Origin of the sequence: Streptomyces sp. NPDC057280 (assembly GCF_042668605.1) — a bacterium.
In the GTDB taxonomy this organism is placed as follows: domain Bacteria; phylum Actinomycetota; class Actinomycetes; order Streptomycetales; family Streptomycetaceae; genus Streptomyces.
The window spans coordinates 124,945-151,371 of record NZ_JBHUYR010000001.1 but is presented as its reverse complement, the minus strand read 5'-3'; the positions used below and the strand labels follow the sequence as shown (position 1 = coordinate 151,371).

Annotated in this window: 22 protein-coding genes and 1 tRNA gene; 9 read left to right on the top strand and 14 right to left on the bottom strand. The window is 70.5% G+C overall.

All coding sequences use genetic code 11. The features are described from left to right. Positions 1-53: 53 nt before the first annotated feature. Genes ACFUO4_RS00700 through ACFUO4_RS00690 form a run of 3 tightly spaced genes read right to left on the bottom strand, consistent with a single transcriptional unit; the run spans position 54 to position 2,915 of the window. A complete protein-coding gene (locus ACFUO4_RS00700; protein ID WP_383478224.1) occupies positions 54-908 on the bottom strand; it encodes a bifunctional methylenetetrahydrofolate dehydrogenase/methenyltetrahydrofolate cyclohydrolase in 855 nt (284 codons plus the stop codon). A gap of 20 nt (positions 909-928) precedes the next feature. Further along, positions 929-1,774: a formyltetrahydrofolate deformylase gene (gene purU / locus ACFUO4_RS00695; protein ID WP_383478221.1), complete on the bottom strand. Its 846-nt coding sequence runs from the start codon at positions 1,772-1,774 to the stop codon at positions 929-931. Positions 1,775-1,793: 19 nt separating this feature from the next. Continuing rightward, positions 1,794-2,915, bottom strand: coding sequence for an aminomethyltransferase family protein (locus tag ACFUO4_RS00690; RefSeq protein WP_383478218.1), 1,122 nt, complete (start codon positions 2,913-2,915; stop codon positions 1,794-1,796). A 117-nt stretch (positions 2,916-3,032) separates the two neighbouring features. Here ACFUO4_RS00690 and ACFUO4_RS00685 point away from each other — a divergent pair, with 117 nt between their 5' ends. Then, positions 3,033-3,650, top strand: coding sequence for a TetR/AcrR family transcriptional regulator (locus ACFUO4_RS00685; protein WP_383478215.1), 618 nt, complete (start codon positions 3,033-3,035; stop codon positions 3,648-3,650). A 330-nt stretch (positions 3,651-3,980) separates the two neighbouring features. Here ACFUO4_RS00685 and ACFUO4_RS00680 read toward each other — a convergent pair whose 3' ends face one another. Both ACFUO4_RS00680 and ACFUO4_RS00675 read right to left on the bottom strand, forming a co-directional pair. Beyond that, positions 3,981-4,550, bottom strand: coding sequence for a MarR family winged helix-turn-helix transcriptional regulator (locus ACFUO4_RS00680; protein WP_079310798.1), 570 nt, complete (start codon positions 4,548-4,550; stop codon positions 3,981-3,983). Positions 4,551-4,689: 139 nt separating this feature from the next. After that, entirely contained in the window at positions 4,690-5,406 is a 717-nt protein-coding gene (locus tag ACFUO4_RS00675; protein ID WP_383478212.1) for an SDR family oxidoreductase, read from the bottom strand. A 71-nt stretch (positions 5,407-5,477) separates the two neighbouring features. Here ACFUO4_RS00675 and ACFUO4_RS00670 point away from each other — a divergent pair, with 71 nt between their 5' ends. Then, a complete protein-coding gene (locus ACFUO4_RS00670; RefSeq protein ID WP_383478209.1) occupies positions 5,478-6,293 on the top strand; it encodes a helix-turn-helix transcriptional regulator in 816 nt (271 codons plus the stop codon). A 209-nt stretch (positions 6,294-6,502) separates the two neighbouring features. Here the strand turns inward: ACFUO4_RS00670 and ACFUO4_RS00665 are convergent, their stop codons facing one another. Next, a complete protein-coding gene (locus ACFUO4_RS00665) occupies positions 6,503-7,165 on the bottom strand; it encodes a GNAT family N-acetyltransferase (RefSeq protein ID WP_383478206.1) in 663 nt (220 codons plus the stop codon). Between the two features lie 477 nt (positions 7,166-7,642). Here ACFUO4_RS00665 and uvrA point away from each other — a divergent pair, with 477 nt between their 5' ends. The 3 genes from uvrA to ACFUO4_RS00650 all read left to right on the top strand — a co-directional run bounded on the left by uvrA (position 7,643) and on the right by ACFUO4_RS00650 (position 10,960). Further along, the gene (gene uvrA / locus ACFUO4_RS00660; RefSeq protein ID WP_383478203.1) at positions 7,643-10,111 is read left to right on the top strand and encodes an excinuclease ABC subunit UvrA; all 2,469 of its coding nucleotides are present in this window, start codon (positions 7,643-7,645) and stop codon (positions 10,109-10,111) included. A 13-nt stretch (positions 10,112-10,124) separates the two neighbouring features. After that, positions 10,125-10,194, top strand: a tRNA-Ile gene (locus ACFUO4_RS00655). 193 nt (positions 10,195-10,387) lie between these two features. Beyond that, the gene (locus ACFUO4_RS00650; RefSeq protein WP_383478200.1) at positions 10,388-10,960 is read left to right on the top strand and encodes a dihydrofolate reductase family protein; all 573 of its coding nucleotides are present in this window, start codon (positions 10,388-10,390) and stop codon (positions 10,958-10,960) included. A gap of 150 nt (positions 10,961-11,110) precedes the next feature. Here the strand turns inward: ACFUO4_RS00650 and ACFUO4_RS00645 are convergent, their stop codons facing one another. The 8 genes from ACFUO4_RS00645 to ACFUO4_RS00610 form a co-directional block, all read right to left on the bottom strand. Beyond that, a complete protein-coding gene (locus ACFUO4_RS00645) occupies positions 11,111-11,725 on the bottom strand; it encodes a nucleoside deaminase (RefSeq protein WP_383478197.1) in 615 nt (204 codons plus the stop codon). A gap of 31 nt (positions 11,726-11,756) precedes the next feature. Further along, positions 11,757-12,596, bottom strand: coding sequence for an ABC transporter permease (locus tag ACFUO4_RS00640; RefSeq protein WP_383478194.1), 840 nt, complete (start codon positions 12,594-12,596; stop codon positions 11,757-11,759). Then, the gene (locus ACFUO4_RS00635) at positions 12,593-13,372 is read right to left on the bottom strand and encodes an ABC transporter permease (RefSeq protein WP_079310791.1); all 780 of its coding nucleotides are present in this window, start codon (positions 13,370-13,372) and stop codon (positions 12,593-12,595) included. Before ACFUO4_RS00635 ends, ACFUO4_RS00640 begins: the two co-directional genes overlap by 4 nt. Next, complete coding sequence (locus tag ACFUO4_RS00630; protein ID WP_383478191.1) at positions 13,369-14,262, bottom strand: ABC transporter ATP-binding protein; 894 nt, start codon at positions 14,260-14,262, stop codon at positions 13,369-13,371. Before ACFUO4_RS00630 ends, ACFUO4_RS00635 begins: the two co-directional genes overlap by 4 nt. 81 nt (positions 14,263-14,343) lie before the next feature. Then, positions 14,344-15,444: an ABC transporter substrate-binding protein gene (locus ACFUO4_RS00625; RefSeq protein WP_383478188.1), complete on the bottom strand. Its 1,101-nt coding sequence runs from the start codon at positions 15,442-15,444 to the stop codon at positions 14,344-14,346. 479 nt (positions 15,445-15,923) lie between these two features. Next, positions 15,924-16,244 (bottom strand): Rieske 2Fe-2S domain-containing protein, encoded by a 321-nt coding sequence (locus ACFUO4_RS00620; RefSeq protein ID WP_383478185.1) that lies wholly within the window; start codon positions 16,242-16,244, stop codon positions 15,924-15,926. A gap of 498 nt (positions 16,245-16,742) precedes the next feature. After that, positions 16,743-17,582 carry a TauD/TfdA family dioxygenase gene (locus tag ACFUO4_RS00615; protein WP_383478182.1) on the bottom strand — a complete coding sequence of 280 codons (840 nt, stop codon included), beginning with the start codon at positions 17,580-17,582 and terminating at the stop codon, positions 16,743-16,745. Positions 17,583-17,790: 208 nt separating this feature from the next. Then, positions 17,791-20,694 carry an AAA family ATPase gene (locus ACFUO4_RS00610; RefSeq protein WP_383478179.1) on the bottom strand — a complete coding sequence of 968 codons (2,904 nt, stop codon included), beginning with the start codon at positions 20,692-20,694 and terminating at the stop codon, positions 17,791-17,793. A gap of 584 nt (positions 20,695-21,278) precedes the next feature. Here ACFUO4_RS00610 and ACFUO4_RS00605 point away from each other — a divergent pair. From ACFUO4_RS00605 to ACFUO4_RS00590, 4 genes are all read left to right on the top strand, one after another. Beyond that, complete coding sequence (locus ACFUO4_RS00605) at positions 21,279-22,208, top strand: hypothetical protein (protein WP_383478176.1); 930 nt, start codon at positions 21,279-21,281, stop codon at positions 22,206-22,208. Between the two features lie 76 nt (positions 22,209-22,284). Continuing rightward, positions 22,285-23,745 carry an RICIN domain-containing protein gene (locus tag ACFUO4_RS00600; RefSeq protein WP_383478173.1) on the top strand — a complete coding sequence of 487 codons (1,461 nt, stop codon included), beginning with the start codon at positions 22,285-22,287 and terminating at the stop codon, positions 23,743-23,745. A 470-nt stretch (positions 23,746-24,215) separates the two neighbouring features. Then, positions 24,216-24,899: a response regulator transcription factor gene (locus ACFUO4_RS00595; protein ID WP_383482184.1), complete on the top strand. Its 684-nt coding sequence runs from the start codon at positions 24,216-24,218 to the stop codon at positions 24,897-24,899. Beyond that, complete coding sequence (locus ACFUO4_RS00590; protein ID WP_383478170.1) at positions 24,896-26,347, top strand: ATP-binding protein; 1,452 nt, start codon at positions 24,896-24,898, stop codon at positions 26,345-26,347. The genes ACFUO4_RS00595 and ACFUO4_RS00590 overlap by 4 nt, the downstream gene beginning before the upstream one ends. Positions 26,348-26,427: the final 80 nt, after the last annotated feature.

Genomic DNA, 26,427 nt, shown 5'->3' with positions numbered 1-26,427 from the left:
CACACACGGCTGAGGGGCCGAGCCCGGACAGGCTCGGCCCCGCCGCTTTCCCGTCAGGGCCGGCCGCGCTCGGCGGCTTCGACGAGGTTGGTCAGCAGCATGGCCCGGGTCATCGGTCCCACCCCGCCCACCGGCGGGGCCAGGGAGCCGGCGACCTGGTCGACGTCCGGGTGGACGTCCCCGAGGATGCCCTCCACGGTCCGGGTGATGCCGACGGACAGGACCGTGGCGCCGGGCTTGATCCAGTCAGGCCTGACGAGGTGGGCCACGCCGGCCGCGGCCACGACCACGTCGGCGACCCGGGCGTGGGCCGCGATGTCCTGGGTGGCCTCGTGGCACAGGGTGACCGTGGCGTGTTCGGTGCTCCGGGTCAGCATCAGGCCCAGCGGACGGCCCACCGTGATGCCACAGCCGATCACGCAGAACTGCCTGCCGGTGATGGCCACCTGGTTGCGGCGGAGCAGGTCGATGATGCCGCGGGGCGTACAGGGCAGTGGCCCGGGAATGCCGAGCACGAGGCGCCCGAGGTTCGCCGGGTGCAGCCCGTCGGCGTCCTTGGCGGGATCGACGAGCTCCAGTACGGCGTGGGTGTCGATGTGGGCCGGCAGCGGCAGCTGGACGATGAAGCCGGTGCAGGCCGGATCCGCGTTGAGCCGGAGCACGGCGGCCTCGACGTCGGCCTGGGAGGCGGTGGCGGGCAGCTCCACCCGGATGGACGCGATGCCGACCTGGGCGCAGTCGCGGTGCTTCCCGCCGACGTAGGAGTGGCTGGCCGGGTCGTCGCCGACCAGGATGGTCCCCAGGCCCGGGGTGACGCCCTGCGCCTTCAACGCCTGGACACGGATGGCGAGTTCGGCCTTGATCTCGGCTGCCGCGGCCTTGCCGTCGAGCAGCGTCGCGGTGGTCATGGTCGTACGAACCTCTCGGGTCAGGAGAACACGACGGTGCGGGAGCCGGTCAGCACGACCCGGTCCTCGGCGTGCAGGCGCACCGCCCGCGCCAGGACGACCCGTTCGACGTCCCGGCCGATGGCGACCAGCTCGGGCGCGGTGTGCCGGTGTCCGACGCGCACGACGTCCTGCTCGATGATCGGGCCCTCGTCCAGGTCGGCGGTGACGAAGTGGGCGGTGGCGCCGATGAGTTTGACGCCCCGGTCGTGGGCCTGGTGGTAGGGCTTGGCGCCCTTGAAGCCCGGCAGGAACGAGTGGTGGATGTTGATGACCCGCCCCGACAGCTTGCGGCACAGGTCGTCGGAGAGGACCTGCATGTAGCGGGCGAGGACCACGAAGTCGACCCGGTGCTCGGCGACCAGCCGCACCAGCTCGGCCTCCGCCTCCGGCTTGGTGTCGCGGGTGACAGGGAGGTGGACGAACGGGATGCCGTAGCGCTGCGCGACGGGTGCCAGGTCGGGGTGGTTGGAGACGATGAGCGGGATGTCGACGGGCAGTTCGCCCAGGTGCCAGCGGTAGAGGAGGTCGACCAGGCAGTGGTCGAACCTCGACGCCATCAGCAGGACCCGGCGTCGCTGCTGCTCCGGCCGCAGGGACAGCACCGGGTCGAAGCGCGCCAGGCGTAGGGAGAGCTCGTCCCGCAGTCTCTCGACGTCGGCCTGCGGGGTCTCCAGGAGCACCCGGATGGTGAACGTGCCGGTGCCGGGATCGGAGAACTGGGCGCTCTCCACGATGTTGCCCTTGGCCTCGGTGATGCCGCCGGACAGGGCGTGCACGATGCCCGGCTGGTCGGGGCAGCTGACGGTCAGGATGTAGCGCTGCATGGCTGCGGTGCCTTCCGGATCAGGCCCGTACGCGGGTGCGCTCGGGGTCGTACACGGGGGTGGGCTTCACCGTGGCGTCGGCCTTGGAGCCGTCGGCGGTGACCGTGGTCAGCGCGGTTCCCGGCTTCACCGCGTCGCGGTGCACGCGGGCGAGTCCCAGGGTGGCGCCGTCGAGTGCGGGCGAGGGCACGGCCATCGTCACGTAGCCGACGTCCCGTCCGTCCAGCTCCAGGCGCGCGCCCTCGGCCGCCTCGGGGGCGGTGTCCACGACGACGCTGACCACACGCCCCTGCGCGGTGCCCTTCTTGGCGAGCAGCGCGTCGCGGCCCTGGAAGGGGCCCTTGTCGAAGTCGATGGCCCAGCCCATCCGGCATTCGAACGGGGTGACGGTGTGGTCGTACTCCAGCTCACCCATGATCATCCCGGCCTCGGTGCGGCAGGTCAGCAGGGCGAGCGCGCCGGCGGCCTTCACCCCGAGGTCGGCCCCCGCGTCGAGGACCGCGTCCCACAGGTCCAGCGCACGCTCGCGCGGCACCTGGATCTCGTAGCCGAGTTCGGCGGTGAACCCGATCCGGCTGACCTGCGCACTGATGCCGGCGACCAGGACGTCCCGGATGAAGGTGTAGTAGGGGAAGGCGGAGTTGGAGACGTCGACGTGCGTGAGTCGCTGGAGAACCTCTCGGCTGCGCGGTCCCTGCAGGGTCAGTACGGCGAACTCGTCGCGACGCTCGGTGACCGTGGTGCCGTCGGGGGCGTGCGCGGTCAGCGATTCCTGGGTGGCCGGGTTGCCGCCGGTGACGACCACGTGGCCGGGCGCGAGGACGGCCACGGTCACGTCGTCGATCATGAAGCCGTCCTCGTCGACGACCACGCCGTAGGCGATGCGGCCCTCGCCGAGCCCGCGGACGCTCCGGGAGAAGACGGCGTCGACGGTGGCGAGCGCGCCCTCGCCCTCGACGTGCCACTTGTAGAGCATCGAGTAGTCCAGCGCACCGGCGGCGGTGCGGAACGCCTCGTACTCCTCGGCCGGGTCCGTGATGAACAGGGGCACGGCATGGCCGTAGACGTCGATCCACTCCTCGACGCGGTCGTCGTACCGCGGGGAGAACGGGGTGCTGCGCAGTCCTTCGGGCAGGGCCATGGGAACTCCAGTGAGGCGGAGGAAGTGAGGCACCGCCGAGAATCTATCCATTCGGATAACTTGTCAATAGGATAGATTTGCTTGTCAGGGCCTGCAGGGGGAGGGGGAGAGGGGTATATGACCGAGACGGTGGTCGATGAGGGGACCGGCGGCCAGGACAATCGGCCGGGGTACGGTCAGGGGCGGGAAGCCTTGATGGCCGCGGCCGTCAGGGTCGTCGCGCGAGGGGGCCTGCGGAAGCTGACGTACCGGTCCGTGGCCGCCGAGGCCGGTGTGACCCACGGCCTCGTCGTCCACCACTTCGGATCACGTGACACGCTGCTCGAAGAGGCTTTGGGCTGGGCCGTGCGGCGCAGTATCGACACGTCGTCGCTGGTGCCCGCCAGCGGCCGTCTGGAGGACTTCGCCGCGACGCTCGCCGCGTTCATCGCCGCCGATCCGGACCTGCAGGTGTTCCAGTACGAGCTCAAGCTCGAATCCAGGCGGCGGCCGGAACTGCGCCACCATGTCGACCTGCTCTACGACGCCTATCGCGATGCCGTTCGCGAGGCACTCGCCTGCTTCGACGTGTCGCAGGAGATGACGGAGATCGTCTTCGCGGCCCTGGACGGCCTCGTCTTCCACCAGGTCACATCCGGCGCGCCGGAACGCATCGAGGAGAGCATCGAGGCCTTGCGCCGGCTCCTCGCGGCCCACCGCGCACAGGCATCACCGAGGGCACCCGGCGTTCCCTGATGAGCCGAAGCTCTCCCGCGCGCACCCAGTGAGCGGCGATGTCGAGCATGTCCCCAGGGTGTGACCAGCAGGTCCGGCCACCTGGCAGGCTCTCCTCAGCCCTACCGGCGCCCGTCGGCGCGACGGCGGTGCCGGCCATCCGCTACGGCGGCGCTCAGGTGTGCCTACGGCTCATCCGGGAACGCGGCCTCATCGGCGAGGTCTCCGACGGCGGCCACACCTCACCCCACCTGCGACGGGCCGCCATGGGGACGAGGGCGGCCGAGGTCTGTTCCTGGTCGCAATTCGACCCGTAGCGATCCGGACGTCCCTGTCCGGAACTGCCGCGGCTCAGGCCTTACGGCGGCCGCTGCGGCGTGGCGCCGGGGCGGCACCGCCCAGCAGATCCTGGCGGCGCTCCTCGCCGTTCTCCTCCACCTGCAGTACCACCCGGCGCAACCCGTCGGCGACGGTCCGGCAGTCCGCGTCGCTGAGCCGCCCGGTGACGAAGGCTTCCTCCTCGTTGAACGCCGGAAACAGACGCTGCATCAGCTCCTGCCCTTCGTCGGTCAGGCTCAACAGCACCAGCCTCCCGTCGGTGGGATGGTCTGCTCGCCGCACAAGCCCTCGACTTTCCAGCGTCCGGGCCACCCCCGTGAGCGTGCCCTTGGAAATCCCGGCTTCTTCGGCCACGTGCCGCGTCTCCGACTCGCCCCAGATCCAGATGACCCAGAGCACCACGAACGCGGTCCAGGTCAGGTCGACGCCGCGCAGCACGGAGTTCTCCAGGTGCTGCCGCACCGCCGAGGCGGCGCGATAGATGTTGGCGACCACCGCCATCTGGTCATGCCGGACGGGGATACCGCCGAGCCTGGCCGCTGCCAGTTTCTCGGCCTCGGTGATGGATCGCTGGCCGGGCACGTGCACGCTCCTTCGGGCCGCCTGAGACCGTGAGACGACAGAATTGTTCGGACCCAAATCATACGGTGTCTCGTCGCCTCCTGTGCGGCTTCCTCGGAGTGACGCAGGACCGCCAGGCGTCGCCCGGGTGTCGCCGCGCTCACCAGGGCACGGGTGTTCCGTCCCAGGAGAAGAAGCCTCCTGAGGGGCCGTCGTCCGGCAGCAGAGCCAGGTGGACGGCTTCCCGGGCGGCCTCGGCCGGGTCGCCGCCGGCAGCGGCGGCCAGGGGATTGAGGTCGGTGGCCCGCATGCCGGGGGCGAGCGCGTTCACCTTGAAGCCGTCCTCGGCCAATGTCTGGGCGTAGAGGACGGTGAGGGCGTTCAGAGCGGCCTTGGACGACCGGTAGGCGGCAGCGCCACCGCTTCCGGGTGTGAACTGGGGGTTGGGGTTGGTGCTCCAGGTCAGCGACGCGGTGCCGCTGGAGACGTTGACGATGCGCGGGTACGGGGACCGGCGCAGGGCGGGCAGGAAGGCATTGGTCACCGCCACCACTGCGAAGACGTTGGTCTCGAAGGTGCGCCGGAACTCCTCGACGCTCGTGTCGGCCGGCAAGGCGAGAGACGGTGAGATCCCGGCGTTGTTGACCAGCACGTCCAGACGCTCCACCTGGGACGCGGCCCTTGCGATGCCGTCAGGATCCGTCACGTCGAGGACCAGCAGGCGGGCGCCTTCACCGATCTCCTCGACGGCTCGCTGTCCGAGCCCGCGATCGCGTGCGCCCACGTACACGGTGAGGCCCTCGGCGGCGAGCAGCCGGGCGATGTGCTTGCCGATGCCCTTGTTGGCACCGGTGACCAAAGCTGTGCGATCGTTCATGACAACTACGGTTCCCTGGCCGTGGGCGCTTTGCCAGGGACAGCCTGTACCAGGCAGTGGGAGGAATCGGCATGGCACGGCAGGAGCTGGCCCGCTTCCTGCGGGACCGCCGGGCGGGCCTGCGTCCGCACGAGATCGGGCTGACGGCGACGGGCACCGATCGCCGGACGCCAGGCCTACGCCGCGAAGAGGTGGCCGAGCTCGCCCACATGTCGGTCGACTACTACACGCGGCTGGAGCAGGCCCGGGGCCCGCGGCCGTCGGCCCGGATCCTGGAGGCGTTGTCGAAGGCGCTGCGGCTCACGTCGGCCGAGCGCAGCCATCTGTTCCGCTTGGCGGGATCGAGCGCACCGCCCGGCATCAGCGCCGTGCGCCGGGTGCGCCCGCATGTGGCCCGGATGCTGGAGCGGCTGCCGGAGACCGGCGCCCTCGTCACTGACGCGGCGTACGGCGTCGTCGCCTGGAACCCCCTGGCCCAGGTACTGCTCGGCGGCGACCTCGGCAGCGGGACGACCAACCTGGCCCGGCGCCGCTTCCTCGGCCAGGGACGGATGTACGAGACCTCCCGCACTGAGGAGTTCGGGCACATGGTGGTGGCGCGGCTGCGCCGGGCCGCCGACCGCTATCCGCATGACCCACAGCTGTCGGCCCTGCTGGCAGAACTGCACGCCGGCAGCGAGGAGTTCCGCCAGATCTGGCAGACGCGCCCGGTCCACGCCCCCGGACACCGCACCAAAACCCTCCACCACCCGCAGGCCGGCACGCTGCGCTTGAACTGCGATGTCCTGCTCGTACCCGAGGACGACCAGGAAGTCGTCCTGATCACGGCCGACCCCGGATCATCTGCCGCAAGGACCCTGCACAGGTTGGCCGGGCGGGCGGCCTGAAACAGACCACCGGCGTCGTTGCCCAGGCTTTCCGCGCCGCCCGTCTGCACGCCCCCTCAGCCCCACTGCTGCAGAGGTTTTGCGCCGGTCACGGCCGCGTAGTGACGACCACACACTTCCACGATGTGCGTGGCCAGTTCTGCCGTCATCTCCTGCTCTTTCCGCGGCCCCGCGGAGGCGACCTCAACCGGCCCCAGTTCGCCCATGATTCATGAAGACCAGGCGTCGTGAATTGGCTTCGGAGGGCGGTCTGAACGGGGGCCGGCGGGCGGTGTCGGTGGGGTGTCCCGGTCTTCTCGGATGCGGGCGTGCAGGTGCATGTCGTGTCGGCCGTCGTCATGCACGGCGGCACTGCGTTTGGTGCCTTCCAGGAGGTAACCGGACTTGGTGGCGACCCTGCACGACGCATGGTTGTGGGTGGAGTGGTCCAGTTCCAGACGGTGGAAGCCGATCTCGTCCAGGGCCCAGGCGGTGAGCGCCTGGAGGCCGTGCGACGCCACACCGGCGCCGCGGGCGGCCGGAAGTGTCCAGTAGGCCACGCCGGCTGTGCCGTCGTCGAAGTCCAGGCCGCGGAGCGCCAGCCGGCCGAGCACCTCCTCGCCGTCGCGGGTGATCGCCCAGTGGCCGCCCTTCTCGCGCTTCCAGTCCTGGCGGTATGCGTCGAACCATTCCCGGGCCTGGCCCTCGCAGGAGGGCCGACGCGTGTGCCAACGGCGGATCTCATCATCCTGGTAAGCAGACAGGAACGCCGGTGCGTCGGCGTCTTCCCAGGGGCGCAGCAGCAAGCCCCCGGCGGCGGGGAGCACGGGTTGGGGGGAGCCCCCGAGCAAGCCGGGGGTGATGACGGGCGGCGTCGACAGAGCGCGAGTCATGCACCATGATCGCCCGAGGCCGACCGCACACGTCAACCATGAGCCGGTCGCCGCTGCATCACCGACGCCCTCTGCCCTGACCTCACGGTTCACAACGTCCCCAGCCACCGCCGTCCTGTCTCCCGGCTGCGGACTCCCACGCTGTTTCACGGTGATCGATCCCACGTACGTGAGGGAGACCGCGGACGTACCCATGTACACCGGGACCTTGCCGCTGGACGTGACCCAGTGGCTCTGGGAGCGCACACCCGAGACCGTGCTGACCAGCGGTTACACCGAGGCGATGGCAGGCACAGGCTCACCGAGCACGTTCGTGTCCGCCATACCACCGAGATCGCCGGCCTCACTCCTGTCCAGCTGACCAGCGTCGACCAAGCGGGCCACGACATACGGGAGATCTGGCGGGTGCTCGCCTGAGCGGGGCCCCATGATGGCGTCCGTCGCGCGGTGCCCGGCGTGATCAGGTAAGCATGAACGGTGGACAAGGACGCGACCGACCCATTCGTGCATGTCCGGGGCGCCGGTGAGAACAACCTGCGGAACATCGACGTCGACGTCCCGCGGGACGCGATGGTCGCCTTCACCGGCGTCTCCGGTTCGGGCAAGTCCTCGCTCGCGTTCGGCACGCTCTACGCGGAGGCCCAGCGGCGTTACTTCGAGTCCGTGGCACCGTACGCCCGAAGGCTGTTGCAACAGGTCGGTGCACCGCACGTGCAGGAGATCACCGGGCTGCCACCGGCCGTGGCCCTGCAGCAGCGGCGCGGGTCGCCCAGCTCGCGCTCGACGGTCGGCACCCTCACCACGCTGTCCAATCTGCTGCGCATGCTGTACTCCCGTGCCGGTACCTATCCGCCCGGGGCCGCGCGGCTGGAAGCCGAGTCGTTCTCCCCCAACACCGCGGCCGGCGCGTGCCCGGAGTGCCACGGGCTCGGCGTCGTCCACGACGTGGCCGAGGACCTGCTCGTCCCGGACCCCTCGCTGAGCATCCGTCAGGGGGCGATCGCCGCCTGGCCCGGCGCCTGGCAGGGCGCCAACCTGCGAAGCGTCGTGAGCAACCTGGGGATCGACATCGACCGGCCATGGCGCAGGCTCAGGAAGAAGGACCGGGACTGGCTGCTGTACACGGACGAGCAGCCCTCCGTGTACATCGAGCCGGAGGAGGACCGCGTCGACTACGGCTATCAGGGCAAGTTCTGGAGCGCCCGCAAGCACGTCATGCACGTCCTCGCCGACTCCAAGAGCGAAAAGATGCGCGAACGGGCCCTCCGGTTCGTCAGGAGTGTGCCCTGCCCCGAGTGTCACGGCAGCGGACTGCGACCCGAGGCGCTCGCCGTGACCTTCGCCGGGCGTTCCCTTGCCGAGATCAACGCGATGCCGCTCACCGAGGTCGTGGTGCTGCTGCGGCCCGTCGCGGAGCGGTCGAAGGCCGAGGCCACCACGTCGACCGCCCGGTCCGGGGAGACGACCGAGGTCGCGGTCCGGATCTGCGGTGATCTGGTCGCGCGGATCGACGTACTGCTCGACCTGGGTCTCGGATATCTCAGCCTCGGGCGCCGCTCGACGACCCTGTCGCCCGGCGAGGCGCAGCGTCTGCGGATCGCCACCCAGCTGCGCTCGGGGCTGTTCGGCGTCGTCTACGTCCTCGACGAACCCTCCGCGGGCCTGCACCCGGCTGACGCGGAACCGCTGCTGCACGTGCTGGACCGCCTCAAGGCGGCGGGCAACTCGCTGTTCGTCGTGGAGCACGACATGGACGTCGTACGGCGGGCGGACTGGGTGGTCGACATCGGCCCCGGCGCGGGCGAGGGCGGCGGACGCGTGCTCTACAGCGGCCCGGTCGCCGGTCTTGAGCGGGTCGAGGAGTCGGCGACGAGCCGGTACCTGTTCGGCCGCGCCCAGCCGCTCGAGCACCGCCCGCGCGCACCCCACGGCTGGCTGCACCTGCGCGGCGTCTCCCGCCACAACCTGCACGACGTGTCCGTCGACGTACCGCTGTGCGTGCTGACGGCGGTGACGGGCGTGTCCGGTTCCGGGAAGTCGACGCTGGTGACACAGGTGCTCGCCGAGGTCGTCCGCGGCCACCTCGGACTCGTGCCCGAAGAACCCGACGAGGCGCAGCTTGAGGTCGACGTCCAGGACGCGGCGGGGGTCGAGTCGTTCGACCGGCTGGTCCTGGTCGACCAACGGCCCATCGGCCGAACTCCCCGCTCCAACCTGGCCACGTACACGGGGATGTTCGACGCGGTGCGCAAGCTGTACGCGGCGACGGACGAGGCCAGGGCGCGCGGCTACTCGGCCGGGCGGTTCTCCTTCAACGTGCCCGAAGGGCGGTGCGAGACCTGCCAGGGCGAAGGTTTCGTCGCGGTGGAACTGCTGTTCCTGCCCGGCACCTACGCGCCGTGTCCGACCTGCGAAGGCGCCCGGTACAACGCCGAAACGCTGGAAGTCACCTACCGCGGCAAGAACATCGCGGACGTACTGTCGCTGTCCGTCGACGCCGCCGCCACGTTCCTGTCCGCCGTCCCGGCCGCCTCCCGCAGCCTGGAGACGCTGCGCGAGGTGGGGCTGGGGTACCTGCGGTTGGGCCAGCCCGCGACGGAACTCAGCGGCGGTGAGGCGCAACGCATCAAACTGGCCACCGAACTGCAGCGCGCCCGCCGCGGGCACGCACTGTACCTGCTCGACGAGCCGACGACGGGGTTGCACCCCTCGGACATCGCGCTGCTGCTGCGGCAGCTGCACCGGCTCGTCGACGCCGGCAACACAGTCGTCCTCGTCGAGCACGACCTGGACACCATCGCCACCGCCGACTGGGTCATCGACCTCGGTCCGGGCGGCGGCGACGCGGGCGGCCGGGTCGTCGCGGCGGGGGCGCCGGCCAAGGTGGCGAGGTCCCGCCGCAGCGCCACGGCGCCGTATCTGGCGGCCAGACTCGCGGGCCCCTGATCCGGATCCGCTCGGCGGAACGCCGTTGGCGCGGTGCGGCGGACTCATCATCCGTCGGCCGTGGGTTCGAGTCCCACCCGCCGTCTCCCTTGTGCAGGCTCCTGACCTGCGGAAAGACGGACAGTGCATCTCCGCGGCAGAGGCCTGCTTCACCCAGCTCTACGGCCGCTTCTTCCTCGGTGAGCCGTTGCCGCCGCACTGCCCGATGAGTAATGGCGCCGTGCCGGGTCTACAGCCCAGTTGAAGCAGTCTGGTTCGAAGCCGCAGGAGGTCGCAGTGTCCGTATCAGTGCTCGACATGTCGATGTCGCTCGACGGATTCATCGCCGATCCAAACGACTTTCTGGGCGGCGACGATGGCGAACGACTGCACAAGTGGGCCGACCCGGAGGACGAATCCGGCTCGCTGTCCGGGCCGGCCGCGCGATTCCAGGACGAATGGAACGCAGCCGGTGCGGTGCTCGCGGGACGACGCACCGCCGAACTGATGGATCACTGGGGTGGTGATCACGGCGGTCTCCCGATCTTCGTGCCCAGTCACCGCCCACCCGGCCCCGCCGCCCGTTGGGGCTATCCGTTGGTGACCTACGTGACTGACGGGATCGAAAGCGCGATGGCACAGGCCAAGGCCGCCGCCGGGGACAAGGACGTGCAGGTGCGTGGCGCGTACACCGCGCAACGGGCGCTTGAGGCCGGGGTGCTGGACGAGGTGCAGATCCATCAGATCCCGGTACTGCTCGGTGATGGCCGTCGGCTGTTCGACGTCTTGCCGTCGCAGATCGAGTTGGAGATCATCCGGGTGATCGACACGCCGGAGGCCACTCACATCCGCTACCGCGTCCGTCGCTGAGCCGGTCGACGGATCCTCTGGGGAATGTCCGACGTCGTGCTGCCCGTGGCTGGACGGCACTGGCCCAAGCACATGGTGCGCCGGGGCCGTCGTGGTCGATGTCGGTGCCGCGGTGGTCGGGTTCCTGGTCGTATGCGCCACCCGGATCGGCTACGAGGTGACCGTGGCGGAGCCGCGTGCGTTGTAGACGACGGCGTCCTCGCGTTCGCCGTAGGCGCGGAAGACCGCGATCGCCTCATCGCGCAGTACTCCGGACGTGACCTGGATGCCGCGCTGCTCGAACTGCTCGGCCCAGTCCTCACGCATGGGGCCCTCGTCGAAGCCGGTGAGCTGTTCCAGCTCGGGGCCTTCTCCCGGGATGACCAGGCGGCGGATCCCGGACCACATCGCGGCGCCGTAACACATCACGCAGGGGCGCCAGTTCACGACCAGTTCGAGATCGGGGCCGCCCGGTGCGCCGAGGTCCCACGCGCCCAGCCGGGTCTGTGCGAGGGAGACGGCGACGACCTCGGCGTGGGTGGAGGAGAGCCCTGAGGACAGGACGAGGTTGACCCCCGCCGAGACGAGGCGACCGGTCTCCGTCTCCACGACCAGGGCGGCGAACGGGCCGCCGGTGTCCTCACGGTGGTTGCGGTCCGCGAGGCGGTTGGTGAGACGGATCCGGTCCTCGTCGGTGGGGAGGGTCTCGGGTGCGTCGGCCAGTTCGGTCAGCACCCATGGGGGGAGTTGGGCGCCGAAGGTGGTGGCGACGGCGGAGGCATCCATTGCGCAGGTCTCCAGTTGCAGCGGGACGGGATCAGGTGCCCGGACGGATGTTGGGCGCGAAGCGGGCCAGGGCGACGGTCTCCACGGCCGCGATGATGTTGTACGCCAGTGCGGACACCGCGGTGAGGACCGCGACCGACGCCCAGAGGTGGTCGTAGTCGAAGGTGGAGGAGTCCTTGAGCATGGCGTATCCGAGGCCCTGGCCGGTGGAGAGCCATTCGGCGAGCAGCGCGCCGATCAGGGCTCCGGGGACGCCGACGCGGGCGCTGGCGAAGAACGCGGGGACCGCGCTGGGCAGCATGACCTTGCGGGCGACCGTCCAGTCACCGGCGCCGTAGGCGCGGCACAGGTCGGCCGCCTGGCGGGACGCGGAGCGCAGGCCGAAGGCCATGGTGACCAGGGCGGGGAAGAAGACGATCAGGCCGCTGATGACGGTGGTGGCCATCAGACCGCGCCCGAAGACGAGCGTGATGAGCGGGGTCATCGCCACCAGGGGTACCGACCGCAGGACGACCGCCACGGGCAGCAGCGCCTGCTCGACGCTCCGGGACAGGACGAACACGACCGCCACCGCGACCGCCGCCACCAGCCCGGCCACGAAGCCGAACCCGGCGTCCAGCAGCGTGCGACCGAGGCCCGAGGAGACCAGCGAACGGTGGGCGCCGGCGTCCGCGCCCGTGAACAGGTAGTGGAAGATGTCGACCGGTGACTTGGCCACCAGCGGGTCCAGGTCGTAGACCTCCAGGAAGACGATCCAGAGGACGACGACGGCCGCCATCGTCACGATCACGTTCAACAGCGGGCGCAGCACGCCCGCCGCGAACCGCAGCGCCGGGGCCCTCCCTGGCTGCGTTCCCGTCACGGTGCTCATGCGCCTCCGCCTTCCACTGTCGTCGTGCGCGACCACGGCAGGGCATAGCGGGCGACGAGCCCGACCACCCCGTACGCGACGCCTGCCACCGCGCCCGAGACCAGGGCGATGCCCCAGGTGCGGGGCACGTCGAGCTGCTGCTGGGCGATGGTCATGGCGATGCCGAGGCCGCTGTCGACGCGGCCGAGGTACTCGCCGATGATCGCGCCGAGCAGTGCCGCGGGACCGGCGATCCGGAGCGCGGCCAGGGTGCTGGGCAGCGCGGCGATCAGGCGGACCCGGAGCAACTGCTGCCAGCGGCCGCCGCCGTAGGCGCGTACCAGGTCCAGCGAGGCTGGGTCGGCCGAGCGCAGTCCGAGCAGGGCGCCGATGAGGGTGGTGAAGAAGACCGACAGCCCGGCCATCGCCGCCATCGGCTTGTCACCGTCCAGGACCAGGGACAGGATCGGGCCGACCGCGACGATCGGAAGACAGTACGAGGCCACTGCGATCTGCGTGATCACCCGCTCCAGCACGGGCACCAGGAGAACCAGCACCGCCAGGCCCAGCGCCAGCGCGTTGCCGAGCAGATAGCCGGTCAGGGCCTCGCCCACGGTCTGGGTGACGTGCGGGCTGTAGAAGGTCCAGCCGTCGTCGAACACGCTCGCCACGACCGCCCAGGGGGTGGGCACGCCGTCCCCGGTGCCGACGACCGTGGTGGACAGCAGCGACCACACCCCGAGCAGGGCGGCGATGCCGAGGGCCCCTCCGGCCCAGGCGGAGCGGTGCGCGCTCATGACGCCTCCGCGGCGGGCTCGGGGGCGGCGTCGGCGGCTTCGGCGGTGGCCTCGGTGGCCTCGGCGGGAGCCTCCGCGCGGCCGAACAGGAGTTCCGACAACTGGTCGGCGTACGCGTGGAATTCGGGCGAGCGCATCATCTCCGGGGTCCGCGGGCGGGGCAGATCGATGGTGACCTCCTCCACGATCCGGCCCGGACGGGGAGACATGACCGCGACGGTGTCGCTCAGCAGCACGGCCTCGTTGATGGAGTGGGTGACCAGCAGGGTGGTCACCGCGCGGGCCTGCCAGATGCGCTGGAGTTCGAGGTTGAGCCGCTGGCGGGTCATGTCGTCCAGCGCGCCGAACGGCTCGTCCAGCAGCAGCACCTTGGGGTCGACGACCAGCGAGCGGGCGATCGCGACGCGCTGCCGCATGCCGCCGGAGAGCTGGGCGGGGCGGGCCTTCTCGAAGCCTTCGAGGCCGACCAGCTTGATGAGGTCGGCGATGGCGGCCGGGTCGGCCTTGATGCCGCTGATCTCCAGCGGGAGCCGGATGTTGGCGGCGACCGAGCGCCACGGCAGCAGCGCGGCGTCCTGGAAGGCTATGCCCAGGTGGTGCCGTTTCCGGGCCGCTTCCGGATCCTCGCCGTGCACGAGCGCCGTACCGGAGGTCGGGCTGTCGAGACCGGCGAGGATCCGCAGCACGGTCGACTTGCCGCAGCCCGACGGCCCGAGCAGGGTGAGGAACTGGCCCTCGGCCGTGTCCAGGTCGACGCCGGCCAGTGCGGGGACGCGCTGCCGGCCGAGCTTGAACTCCTTGCTCAGCCCGCGCAGGGACAGCCCGGTGCCGGAGCGGGCCTGTTGTCCGGGGTCGTCGGAGGCGTCGGGAACAGCTGCTGCGGTACTCATCAGTTGACCTCTGGGTGCGGTGCGGGTAGTGGGAAGCCGGTACCGGCGGCCCGACGGGGCCGCACCGGTACCGCCGGAGCCTCAGATGAGGCTGGGGTCCTCCTTGTAGACCTCCTCGATGATCGAGAGGTCGAAGAGCTTGGCGGCGGTGAGGTCGAGGCCGCCGTACTTCAGCGTCTTGAGGTTCTCCTCGACCAGCTCCGGCGTGATCGTGAACAGCCCGTTCTTCTTGGTGTCGGTGCTCACGATGAGCTTGTTCTCGTCCTTGGCCTCGAGGGTCTGCTCCTCGGTCGTCAGCCCGAGCCCCTTGCCGTACGTCTCGGCCGCGAGCTTCGCGCCGAGCGCCGGGTCGGCGATGTTCGCCTTCCAGCCCTTGATCTCCGCGCGCAGGAACGCCTTGAGCAGTTCGCGCTGCTTGTCGATGGTGTCCTGGCGGACGATGTACGTCTCGGAGACCAGCGGGTAGCCGGTGTCGGCGAGCAGCATCGTGGCGACCTTGAAGCCCTTCAGGCGCAGGGTGTTCGGTTCGTTCGTCACGAAGGAGAACCAGCCGTCCACGGTGCCCTGGGTCAGGGGCAGCGGGTCGAACTGCACCGGCACCTTGGTGATCTTCGACTCGTCGAGCCCGGTCGCCTTGATGTACGCCGCCCACACGGACTCGTTGCCCGCCTGGACGCCGATCTTCTTGCCGTACATGTCCTCCGGCTTGGTGATCGGGGCCTTGGCCATCGACATGATGCAGAACGGGTTCTTCTGGTACTGCGCGCCGATGATCTTCAGCGGCGCGCCCTTGGCGACGGCCGAGCCCGTGATGTCGGGGGCGCTGATCGCCACGAGCGCCTTCTTGGTGACGACGTCCGTCTCCATCGGGGTCGCGGACGGGCCGCCGCCTATCAGCGTGACCTTCGAGAAGCCCTCGTCCGTGTAGTAGCCCTTGCTGTCCGCGATGTAGCTGCCCGCGAACTCGACGTTCTTGATCCAGGACAGCCGAAGCGTGAGCTCACCGAAACTCTTGTCACCGGAGGACGTGGGAGAAGTGGAGGACGACGAATCGGAATCGCCGCACGCGGCGAGCAGCGGGCCGCCGAGCAGCACGGCACCGCCCAACTGGAGTCCCCGCCTGAGGAAGAGACGGCGGTCGGTGGCGGCGAACGCTCTGTCACTGTTCGTGCTTCGGGTCATGGCGCGCTTTCCTTTCACTGGCCGGGTCGGCACCGGCCTTGCGGACCTGAGGAACGTGGGTGGGGCGAGGCCGGACGGTGCCGGGCCGGTCTCCGGTCGGGCGGCGGCCCGGGATCAGGGATCGCGGGTCACAGGCCGAGGAGGAGTTCGGGGGTGCGGGCGCGGGAGCAGCAGATGGTGATCCGGTCGCCGGCCAGGACGGGGGTGAGGCAGGCGCCGCAGATGCCCTGCTCGTAGAACAACTCGACCTCGACGCTATGGGCGGTGAAGACCTCGGCGATGGTGCGTTCGGCGGGGACGCGGTAGCCGGTGCCGGTGCTTGCGATCCGTATGGTGCACGCGGTGGCGACTAACTGCTTTGGCTCCGGCTCCGGCTCCGGCTTCGGCTTCGGCGGACGGCGGAGCCGCCGGGGCGAAGCGCTTGGTGTGAAGCTGCCCCGGGTGCCAGCCCGCGGCCGTCGCCTCGGCCGCGACGTGGGTCATGAAGCCGTCGGGCCCGAAGACGCAGGCGGCCGTGTCCGGTTCGGGGACCTGGAGTTCGGGAGGCAGGCCCGCGCGGGGTCGCCGCCGCCCAGGCTCAGCGGCACCCCGCGGTGCGGGCAGATGCCGTTGGGCACGACCACGCTGCCGCCCACGCGGTAGGCCACCAGCGTCTCTTCGAGCAGGCGCACGGCGGTCGGGGCGTCGCCGATCTGGCTCGAAAGGGCGACCGGGTACCGGTGCTGGGCGAGGATCGACCAGTCGCCGGCGTCGAACGTGCAGTCCTGAGGGAGAGCAGGGCGGGGTGGAGCAGTGGTCATGCGGAAGTCCTTCTGCGTGGCGCGGCGGGGAACGGCCGGACAGACACGTGTGCGGCGCACACACCGGCACGGGGGCGTGGACACGTGTGAGGCGAGAGAGCGCGGTGACAAGCCGATCCCGGGGTGGAGGCACCGTGGAACCACTGAGCGGGCAGGGCGCCGGGCGCGGTCATCGGTCCGAGGTCAGTGGTGAGAGCCCTCGGACCCCGGATGTGAACCGTGCGCCACGCGTCCGCGGGTCCAGGCCGACCGGTGGGCACGGCACCGGAGATCCGTGCTGCATGTGCTGACACAGCTCATCGCGCATCCCTCCGTGCTCAGTGCCGACTGTCTGCCGCCCGCCGTTGACCAAGCCGAGACTGACGCACGTAGATTGCCCTGCCATTCCGTGTTCGTTACTTACGGATTCCATGCCCGGTTTCGGCACAGGGGGGCGTGGGTGGTGCTGGAGGTGGGGCCGGTCGCGCGGTCAGGGACGGCGCTGGAACGACGGAGGTTTCACGACGCCATCGGGATCCGGGGAACGACGATGTCCAGCGGGCCGTCCGGAACCGCGACCGCGTCCTGGCTCCAGCCCCAGATCGAGCAGACCCTGCGCAGCGGGTCGCTGTACCCGTCCCGCCCGTGCAACACCCGGTAGTTGTCGATGCAGATCATCTCGCCCGGGCCCACCCGGAACATCGGCCCGCTGTCACGGGCCGCGACGACAGCGGCCTGCCAGGCACGCACATACGTCCAGTGCTCCAGCTCCGACGGACCCTCGACCGGCGCGAGATAGGGGTGGTGACGGCCCTGGAAGCGGCCCGACGGGGTCCGCCGGACGATCGGTGAGAAGCCGCGCTGCGGGTAGTTGGGCTCGGAGTGGTCGATGTCGACCGTACGGCAGAAGTCGGCGAGCGCGGCGCTGCCGGGATCGGCGGCCAGCAGGTCCAGCAGCCGGGAGGTGTCGATCAGGAAGGAGTCGCCGCCGCGGGCCGCGGGCCGCTCGCACCACAGGAACAGATGGTCGGGGGCGTAGTCACCGAAAGCGAAGCCGTCGTTGTGGGCGACCATCCGCTCCTCGGACGGGCCGGCGGCGTCGCGTTTGCGGCCGCGCCTGTCGGCTGGCTGCGCCTTCATCTGCATCGCCTCGACCCGGGCGCTCTCCTTCGTCGCCTCGAACTGGGTACCGCACCGCACTGCCCGGTCCCCCATGATCGCGCGGCCCATCGCGACCGCCTTCTCCTCGTCCGCCAGCCCCGTCACGATGGCCGCGCCCTCGGCGGCGAGCACCTCTGCCGCCTCCTGCGGGCCGGTCACCTTGCGCGGGATGAAACTTGCGGAGCTGACGTCCGGCACAGCGCCTCCTGAAGTCCCCGGAGCGAAGCCCGATTGAACCAACCGGTTCATTCACAGTAGAAGGCCCATGTTTCACGAAAGTGATGCACCCGCGTGCATTCAGTTGCGGCTGAGGAAGGGCAAGGAGCGTAGCCGTGCCAGACCAGCGGCCTGTCCAGCCGACGGTTTCCGTTGGAGTGCAATGACGTGCCGTGCGGTGTGTCCGGCATCATCGGTGGTGCTCGGCTCTTTGCTCAGACGGGGTCGTAGGGCCGTGGCCGCCGGAGATCGGCAGGCCGCCTTGGATTCCCTTCCGCTCGGTGCCCAGCTTGGTCAGGACGCGGGCCACGTGCTTCTCGACGGTGCGGGGGGACAGGAACAGGGTCTGGGCGATGTCCTGGTTGGTGGCGCCGTCGGCGAGCAGCTCGGCGACTTCCCGTTCACGGGGCGACAGCTCGCCGCCGTAGCCGCGGCGTCCCGGTCGCCGCGACGTCTGGACACCGACTTCGCGCAAGCGGTGTTGGCAGCGTGCCGCGTCGCCGTTCGCGCCGAGCTCGGTGAAGCAGCGCGCGGCGTCGGCCAGGTGCGCCGCCGCGTCGTCGGGAGACGAGCAGGTCAGGGCTTCACCCCGGCGTTCGGCGGCCTTGGCGGCGTCGTAGGGACGGCCGATGTCCTGCCACCTGCGCTGCGCCTGGGCGAAGTGCTCGGCGGCCCGCGCCGGCTCGATGGCGCGGAGCAACACACCCCGGGCCACCGCCAGTTCGGCCGAGGTCGCCGGCGCGTCGCGGTCGCACAGGTCCGACTCGGCCTCCGTCACGAGTCGTTCGGCCAACGCGTGGTGCCCGCAGGCCAGTGCGGCCTCGGCGGCGACCGGGAGGAGGTCTATGGTCCGAGTCCAGGACCTGAGTCCTCGCAGCATTGACAGCGCGGGTTCGGCGATCGCCCAGGCCGCCTGCGGGTCACCCTCGGCGAGATGGACCGCGGTGAGCGCGGCGGCGATCCTGATGCTCACGTCCACCTCGCTCGTGCCGTCGGCGGCCGCCGCCGCGGTAGCGAAGTGGTCGTGGGCCAGGGAGCGCCGTCCCCGGGCGAGGGCGAGGTGTCCCTGGCACAGAGTTCGGTCCACGGTGATCTGCTTCACGTCGGGGTGGGCCTGCGCCAGGGCCGCGTACTCCTCCTCCAGCCTGCTCCAGCGCCCGGCCAGCCAGTCCAGGCGCAGCCCCACAACGCGGGGCAGGCACTCGATGCGCCCGTGAGCCGCGTGCTCGACCAAGTCCTCGACCTCGCGCAGCAGAGCACGGGCCCGCCGGTCATGGCCGAGCTGCATGGCCACCTCGGCGAGGGAGTACAGCGCGTAGATGGCGTCACGCGGCACCGCGCCGGTGGCATCTCGGCGCGGTAGCCGGTCCAGCAGCGGCCAGACGGCGGGATCGCCGTCCCGAGCCGTCAGGATGAGCCGGTTGATCTGGACCAGTCTCCGGGTCCTCTCGTCGGCGCTGTCGCGGACGGTCCGCTCGGCTCGGTCCTGCCAGTTCCAGGCGTGCGCGGCGGCACCGTCCCGCTCGTTGAGGGCCAGGTTGAACATCGCTACAGCGGCCTTGTGCGGCTGGGTGGCCGCCAGTTCGTCGGCGGCGTGGGCGAGCTCGCGGAAACCGGCCGGGTCGGCGCCGAGGTTGAGCATGACCAGGCCGAGCCCCAGGCGTATCTCGCCCCGGACGGCATCCGGCAGCCGCGGATCGTCCAGCACCGATCCCAGCTCGCGGACGGTCACGGCGTAGTCGACGCCGTAGTTGACGATCCGGGCGAGCGTGAGCGCGGCTCGGGACCGCCGCTCGGTGTCCACGTGGGGTCGGTCCAGGATCCGGTGCAGGAGGGTGGCCGCGGTGCCGGTGTCGCCGAGCGCGACCGCCTGGTCGACGGCCTGCTCGATCTGGTCGAGCCAGCCCTCCTGGTCGCCGGTGGCCAGCGTGTGGCGGGCGATCTGCACCAGCGGGAGGGGGTCGTGGGCCTGGAGCTCGTCGATGGCCCGCCGGTGCAGGCGGGCCCGGCGAGGCCACGGGATGTGCCGGTAGGCGACCTGCTGGGCCAGCACGTGACGGAAGGTGTAGCGGCCGGTGTCGGTCACGCGCAGCACCGCCGCCCGCAGCGCGTCGACCAGCCCCTCGGCCGCCGCGTCACCGTCCAGGCCGGCGACCTCGGCCAGCAGTTCTTCGGTGGCCGGTACGGCCAGCACCGCCGCCGCGTCCACGACCGCGGCGCCGACCGGCGACAGCGAGGTCAGCCGCTCGCTGACCGCTTCCTTGAGACCGGTGGGCACTTCGGCCCGCTCCAGCTCCCTGACGTCGCGACACGCCTGGTCCCGCAGCGTGATCAGGTCTTCCTCGGCGACCAGCGGCAGGCCCTCGCTGCGGCGGTGGAGGACCGTGCACAGCTCTGGGGTGGCGTGGCTGCCGAGCGCGGCGCCGGCGAGATCCGCCACGTCGTTCTCGGTCAGCGGTGACAGCCGGATCACGGTGCCGCTCGTGCAGGGTGGTGGACGGTAGGCCGCGCCCAGGGCCGCCGTCCCGGGCGCCAGGTCCTCGGCCCGGTAGGTGACCACCAGGACGAACTGGTCGGGCAGGTCACGGGCGAGCAGCAGGAGCAGTTCGCGGGTGGCCTCGTCGGCCCAGTGCAGGTCCTCGACGACCAGGATCACCCGCCCGACCGCGTCGAGCACGGAGCGCACGGCCTGGATCAACTGGTGGCGCAGCGCACCGGGGTGGCCCGGTGTGGCGGGTGCCGCCGGGAGGCGGTCGGCCAGGTCCGGCAGGAGCGGGGCCAGCGCCCCGGCCGACGGAGGCAGCCCGCCGGCCGGCAGCCACGGACCGACCTTGCCGAGCGCGTCCACCACCGGCCCGTACGGCAGGGGTTCGCGCAGTGGACAGCAGTAGCCCGTCACCACCCGCCACCCCTCGGTCTTCAGGATCTGGGTGGCCTCGCGCACCAGCCGGGACTTGCCCATGCCGGCCTCGCCCTCGATCATGACCACGGCGGGCGGCCGTCTGGTGACGGCAAGTAGCAGATCGAGTTCCTGGCGGCGACCGACGAACGTGAAGCCCCGGCCAAGACCGGGGGAGCCTTGCTGCTCAGCCACCTGCGCACCGTCCCTTGCGGACACATCCTGGCTCGACTGGTGACGGAAAAGGTGACCGGCGGAGGCTGGTCCGTCCGCCGTCGTCGGCGGTACGCACTTTATTGCGGCTGCCTACCCATTCAATACGTTTGTGACGCGTTCCTCATTGTTTCGCTGCACCGCGGACGTGCCTCGTCGGTGTTGTTTCCCCACCCTTCGCGGACGCTTCCGGAGACCGAAACCCGCGGTTCAGTCGTCGACGGCGGGTGAGCGCGCTCTCGCGTGGGCCGACGGCGTCACGGCCTGGATCGACTGGTGGCGCAGCCCACGGCAGCCCGGTGGCCGGCAGCCAGGGACCGACCTTGCCGAGCGCGTCCACCACCGGCGCCTACGGCAGGGGTTCGCGCAGCGGCCGGATCGGCCCTACCCATCCTGATGCGCCGCCTACCCATTCAATCCGTCCCCCATTGTTTCGGCCTGCCCTGAGCCTGGATCGTCGATGCCATCCATGCAGGTGAAAGCCACGACAACGCGTGAGAACGCTCTCGCACTCCAACCTGCGCGTGCAGTGGCACACCGCAACCACTCCCCGACACGGAGAGCCCATGTTCAATCGAGCAGCAACGCGTCTGCCCAACTGGCAGATGCGCTACCGGATATCAGCACTCGCGGTGTTCCTCGCCGCCGTCGCGGTCATCCTGACCCAGGCCCTCGTCTCGACCAGCCCGGCGCACGCGGCAGGGTACGGCTTCTGCGCGGGCGGCTTCGGCAACGGCTCCTCGTGTTCCAACATCGTCAACACCGACACGGTCAGCGAACGGCAGTTGCCGGCCGTGGTGTACCGCGGGGACTCGCGGACGCCGTACGAGATCTTCAACAACGGCTTCACAGCGGTCGGTACCGACTACGACCTCCCGCGCCACATCCAAGGCCGCGACGGCAGCGGCTACATCTCCACGAGCGCGGCCCTGTCGGTGTCGGAAACCTTCGCCCGCAGCCAGGGTGGCCGCAATCTGGGTGCGGCGATGACGAATCCCTGCCGGAGCGGCCGCCCGAATGCGCAGTGGACTCCCTTTCCGGGGATGGGTTGGAGAATCACCGGTCAGTGCACCAGCCGCTGGGTGGAGGCCGACACCTACGTGTACCTCATCGATGCCAACATGGCGCGGAACGCTCTTTACACCGACGACCAGGTGCGCGGAAACCCCGGGCTGGCGCGCTTCGGGGGCCAGCAGGAGTGGGCGTACATCCACCACATCCCGAACACCGCGATCATCGGCGCGCGCGTGTACCGAATGAGGGCGCAAGTCGTCAATGGCCAGCTCGAATACCGGGGCCAGACGTTCACGTACGACCGCTTCGTAGGCAACCCCGCCCATGCCCAGGCGCAGATGACCTATGACCCGTCCGCTGACCCGGGCGCCCACTTCAACAGGGACACCTACCTCGGCGTGCCCTCGATCCCGGCGAACCCGTACCACCGCGGCTGCTCAGCGATCACCCGGTGCAGGGGCGATGACGGTGGCCATGGCTGAAACCGGCTCGACTCCCGACACAACCGACCACGCAGACGCCGCCGTGATCGCCCGCCCCTCGGACCCAAGGAAGACCATGTTGGACAACGCATCAACAGCGCCGCGCCGCATGCGCTCCGCGCTGCGGGAGCGGCCGCACGCCGCCCTGCTCGCACTCCTGTCGCTTGTGCTGGCGGGCGGGTCGCTGCTGCCGGCCGCGGCCGCACACGCCGACACCGCCACCGGTTCCGACTGGGAGGAGGTGGTGGAACTCGCGGGCTACAACCACGCCCTCACCGCGTTCGAGGACCCGAAAACTGGCTCCCCGATGATCATCTTCCCGTCCGACTACACCGGTGACATCAACAACCTGCAACACCCGAGCGACTGGACCGACTCCAACGGCAACACCCCGACCAGTTGGCCCACCCCCGCGACCGCCAAAAGCTCCTCGTTCACGCAGGACCAGCTCAACACCGTGCAGAACGCGGTCCTCGACGCCATCCAGCCCGGCAACGACACCACCACCTACTCCCTGGCTGCCGCCTACGACGGCGCGAGCGACCGGGTGATCGTGCAGACCAGCGCCCCCTCGTCCGTCACCGACCCGCTGGCCGCCAAGTACCCCGACCAGGTCGTCATCCAGGGCCCGCCCGCGAGCACCCCGCCCACCGTGTGCGAGCCGCAGCTCTCGCTCACGTCCAACCCCGGCAACAAGGGCGGCGCGACCGCGGCGAGCGAGCAGTTGCAGGCCCTGGCCGACTACAACTGCGCCCTGTCCGCCTATGAGGACCCGAACACCGGCCCGGTGATCATCTTCCCGTCCGACTACGCCGGTGACATCAACAACCTGCAACACCCGAGCGACTGGACCGACGCAGGCGGCAACACCCCGACCAGTTGGCCCACTCCGACCACCACCCGCAGCGCCCAGTTCACCGCCGCGCAGGTCCAGAAGATCATCGTCGCCGCCGTCGACCAGATCGAGCCGGTCGGCTCGACGATGTACTACGCCGCCGCCCACTACGACGGGACGAGCGACCGGATCGTGGTGGACACCGACGCCCCCTCCTCGGTCACCGACCCACTGGTGGCCGCCTACCCCGGCCAGGTCACCATCGCCAGCACGAAGGCCCCGGCGATCCAGATCACCAACAAGAAGAGCAACCTCGACCTGGGGATCGACGGCGCCTCCACCACGGACGGCGGTGCGGTCGTACAGCAGAGCGCGGACGCCACCGCCAACCAGCAGTGGCGGCTGATCCCCGCCGGCAACGACCAGTACAAGCTCAAGAACGTCAACAGTGGCCTGCTGCTCGGCATCGCCGGCGGCTCCGGCAACCCGGGCGCCGACGCCGTGCAATGGGGCGACGACGGCCACGACGACCACCTGTGGAAGGTGGTCGACGCCGGCCACGGCTACGTCAAGCTGGTCAACGTGCGCAGCGGACTGCCGTTGGACGTCTCCGCAGCCTCGACCGACCCCGGAGCGAGCACGCTCCAGAACACCGACAACGGGACCGACTCCGAGCTCTGGCAGCTGACTCCGATCAGCTGACGAGCGGCGGTTCCCACGGCGGCCACTGCTGGTCGGGTGATCTTGGCCTGAGGGATGTATGAGGACAGGGCCTCCTGGCAGCTCGGAGTTGCGACGCCACTCGAGTACCAGGAGGCCCTGCGGCGGCATCCGTCGGACATGACGGATGCAGAGTGGACGGCGTGCGGGATGCGCTGCCGGCGCCGGCAGGGCTGGAGGACCGGGGCGGGCTGCCGAAGGGCCACTGTCACCGGCAGATGTCGGATGCGGTCTTCTACGTCACCGGCAACGGGGTTCGTTCACCGATTCGGCACCGGCTCCATGGCCGTTCTGAGAACCGCGCGCCTCGACCGCACGCCCGAGAACTGCGCCCCCGCCAATTCACCGACAGTCACATGATCAGCTGGCTTCTCTGAGGACCTCTAAGCCTGGCTTCAGGTTGGTCGGCGACAATGAGCGGCAAGGGCATCGACTGGAGGGGGCGGGCCGGGGTGCGGATCATGATCGCGGATGACGAGGCAGCCATCCGCGACTCGCTGGAGCGGGTGCTCCAGGTGGAGGGGTACGACACCAGCACCGTCGCCAACGGTTTTGCCGTGCTCGACGAGGTCGGTGGTGACGCGCCGGATCTGCTGCTCCTCGACGTGATGATGCCCCGCCTCGGCGGGTTGGAGACCTGCCGGCGGTTGCGGGCCGCGGGCCAGGATCTGCCGGTGCTGATGCTCACCGCCCGTGACCAGGTCTCCGACCGGGTCGCGGGGCTGGATGCGGGCGCCGACGACTACCTGCCCAAGCCGTTCGCCACCGAGGAGTTGCTGGCCCGGGTGCGGGCCCTGCTGCGTCGGCGGACGCCGACCGACGAGGAGTCGCAGATCCTGTCGTACGCCGACGTCCGGCTCGATCCCGACAGGTTCGAGGCGTGGCGTGGCGGGCGGCCGCTGCACCTGACCCGGACCGAGTTCTCCCTCCTGCAGGTGCTGCTGAGCAATGCGACCCGGGTCTTGACCCGCGACGCGCTGTTCGAGGCGATCTGGGGCTTCGGCATGAGCTCCACCGCCAACAACCTCCAGGTGTACGTGAGTTACCTGCGCCGCAAGCTGGAGGCCGACGGTGAGCCGCGATTGATCTACACACTGCGCGGCCTGGGATACACATTGCGGGAGACTCCTCCGTGAGCAGGCCCGCGGGCCGGGAACCGCGCCGGCTGACCCGGTGGTGGCGTCGGCGGTCCCTGCGGGCCAGGCTGACGGTGATCGCGGCGACGGCCATCGCGGTAAGCGTGTTCGTGGCCTTTCAGGTGGCCAGCCAGCTCATGGGCTGGGAACTGCAGAGAACGACCGAGAATCAGCTACGCGCCGACTCCCGCGTCCTGGCGACGGACGCCGAGCGCGCCGGTCTGGCGCAGGTCCGGCTACCGCCGTATCCCGGATCCGGACGGCTGGTGCGGGTCATCCTGTCCGACGGCTCGATCCGGACGCCGGCCGGGCAACCCGCGCTGCCCCCGGTCAGCGAGGTAGCCTGGCGTGTGGCGCAGGGCGCGTCGGTCGACCTGATGGAGTCGAACGACAGCGACGAGGACGGGTACGTCATCTACACGCTGCGGGCGGGCGACGGCGCGGTCCAGGTGGCGCGCGCGGTCGACGACAGCCCGATCAACCGGTTCGGGTTCGGCATGCTGCTGATCGGGCTGCTCTGCGTGGTCGGCGGTGCCCTTGTCGGGCGGACTGTGGCGCGGACCGGGCTGGCACCGATCGACCGGCTGACCGCCGCCGCGGTACGCGTGGCGCGCACCCGGGATCTCGACGCCGACATCCCGGACGAGGGGGGTGGGGAGATCCGGCGGCTGGTCCAGTCGATCAACGACATGCTCGCCGCGCTCCGGGACTCCCGACGGGCCCAGCGGCTGCTCGCCGAGGACGCCGCCCACGAGCTCAAGACCCCGCTCACCAGCCTGCGCCTCAACGTGGAGCTGCTGATCCGGCTCGATCGGCGCGGCACCCTGGACAGCGCACTTCCGGCGGAGAGCCGGACCCGGCTGCTCAACGATGTCGGCGCCCAGGTGGGCGAGTTGAGCACCCTGGTCGCTGAGCTGACCGACCTGGCGCGCGGTGACGTCAGCGACGAGAGCACCGAAGTGCTCGACTTCGCCGACGTGGTGGCGGCCGCCGCGATCCGGGCGCGGTCCCGGGTGCCCGACGTCGAGGTCGCGCTCGACGTGACGTCTGTGTGGGTGAGCGGGCGTCCCGCTGCGCTTGAGCGGGCGGTGCTCAACCTCATCGACAACGCCGGCAAGTGGTCTCCTGCGGATCAGCCGGTCCAGGTCCGGCTCCGTGCCGAGGGCGCGTCGGCGGTGCTTGAGGTCGACGACGCCGGGCCGGGCATCGACGCAGCCGACGTACCGCGGGTGTTCGACCGGTTCTACCGTGCCGACAGTGCCCGGGCGTTGCCGGGATCCGGTCTGGGGCTGTCGATCGTGCAGCGGGTCGTCGACGCCCACGGCGGCCGGGCCACCGTTGGCCGCTCCGCACGGGGTGGCGCGCTGCTCCGGGTCGAGCTTCCGACCGCGGCTCCGCCCACTCCGATCGCGTCGCTCGCCGCCGGGGATGACAGCGCGGTGCACTGACCCGCCCCGGCGACGCGGCGCAGGACGAGGGGCGGCGTCTCTCGGACATGGCCCTGCGTGGCTGACCGTCGGGGCAGGAC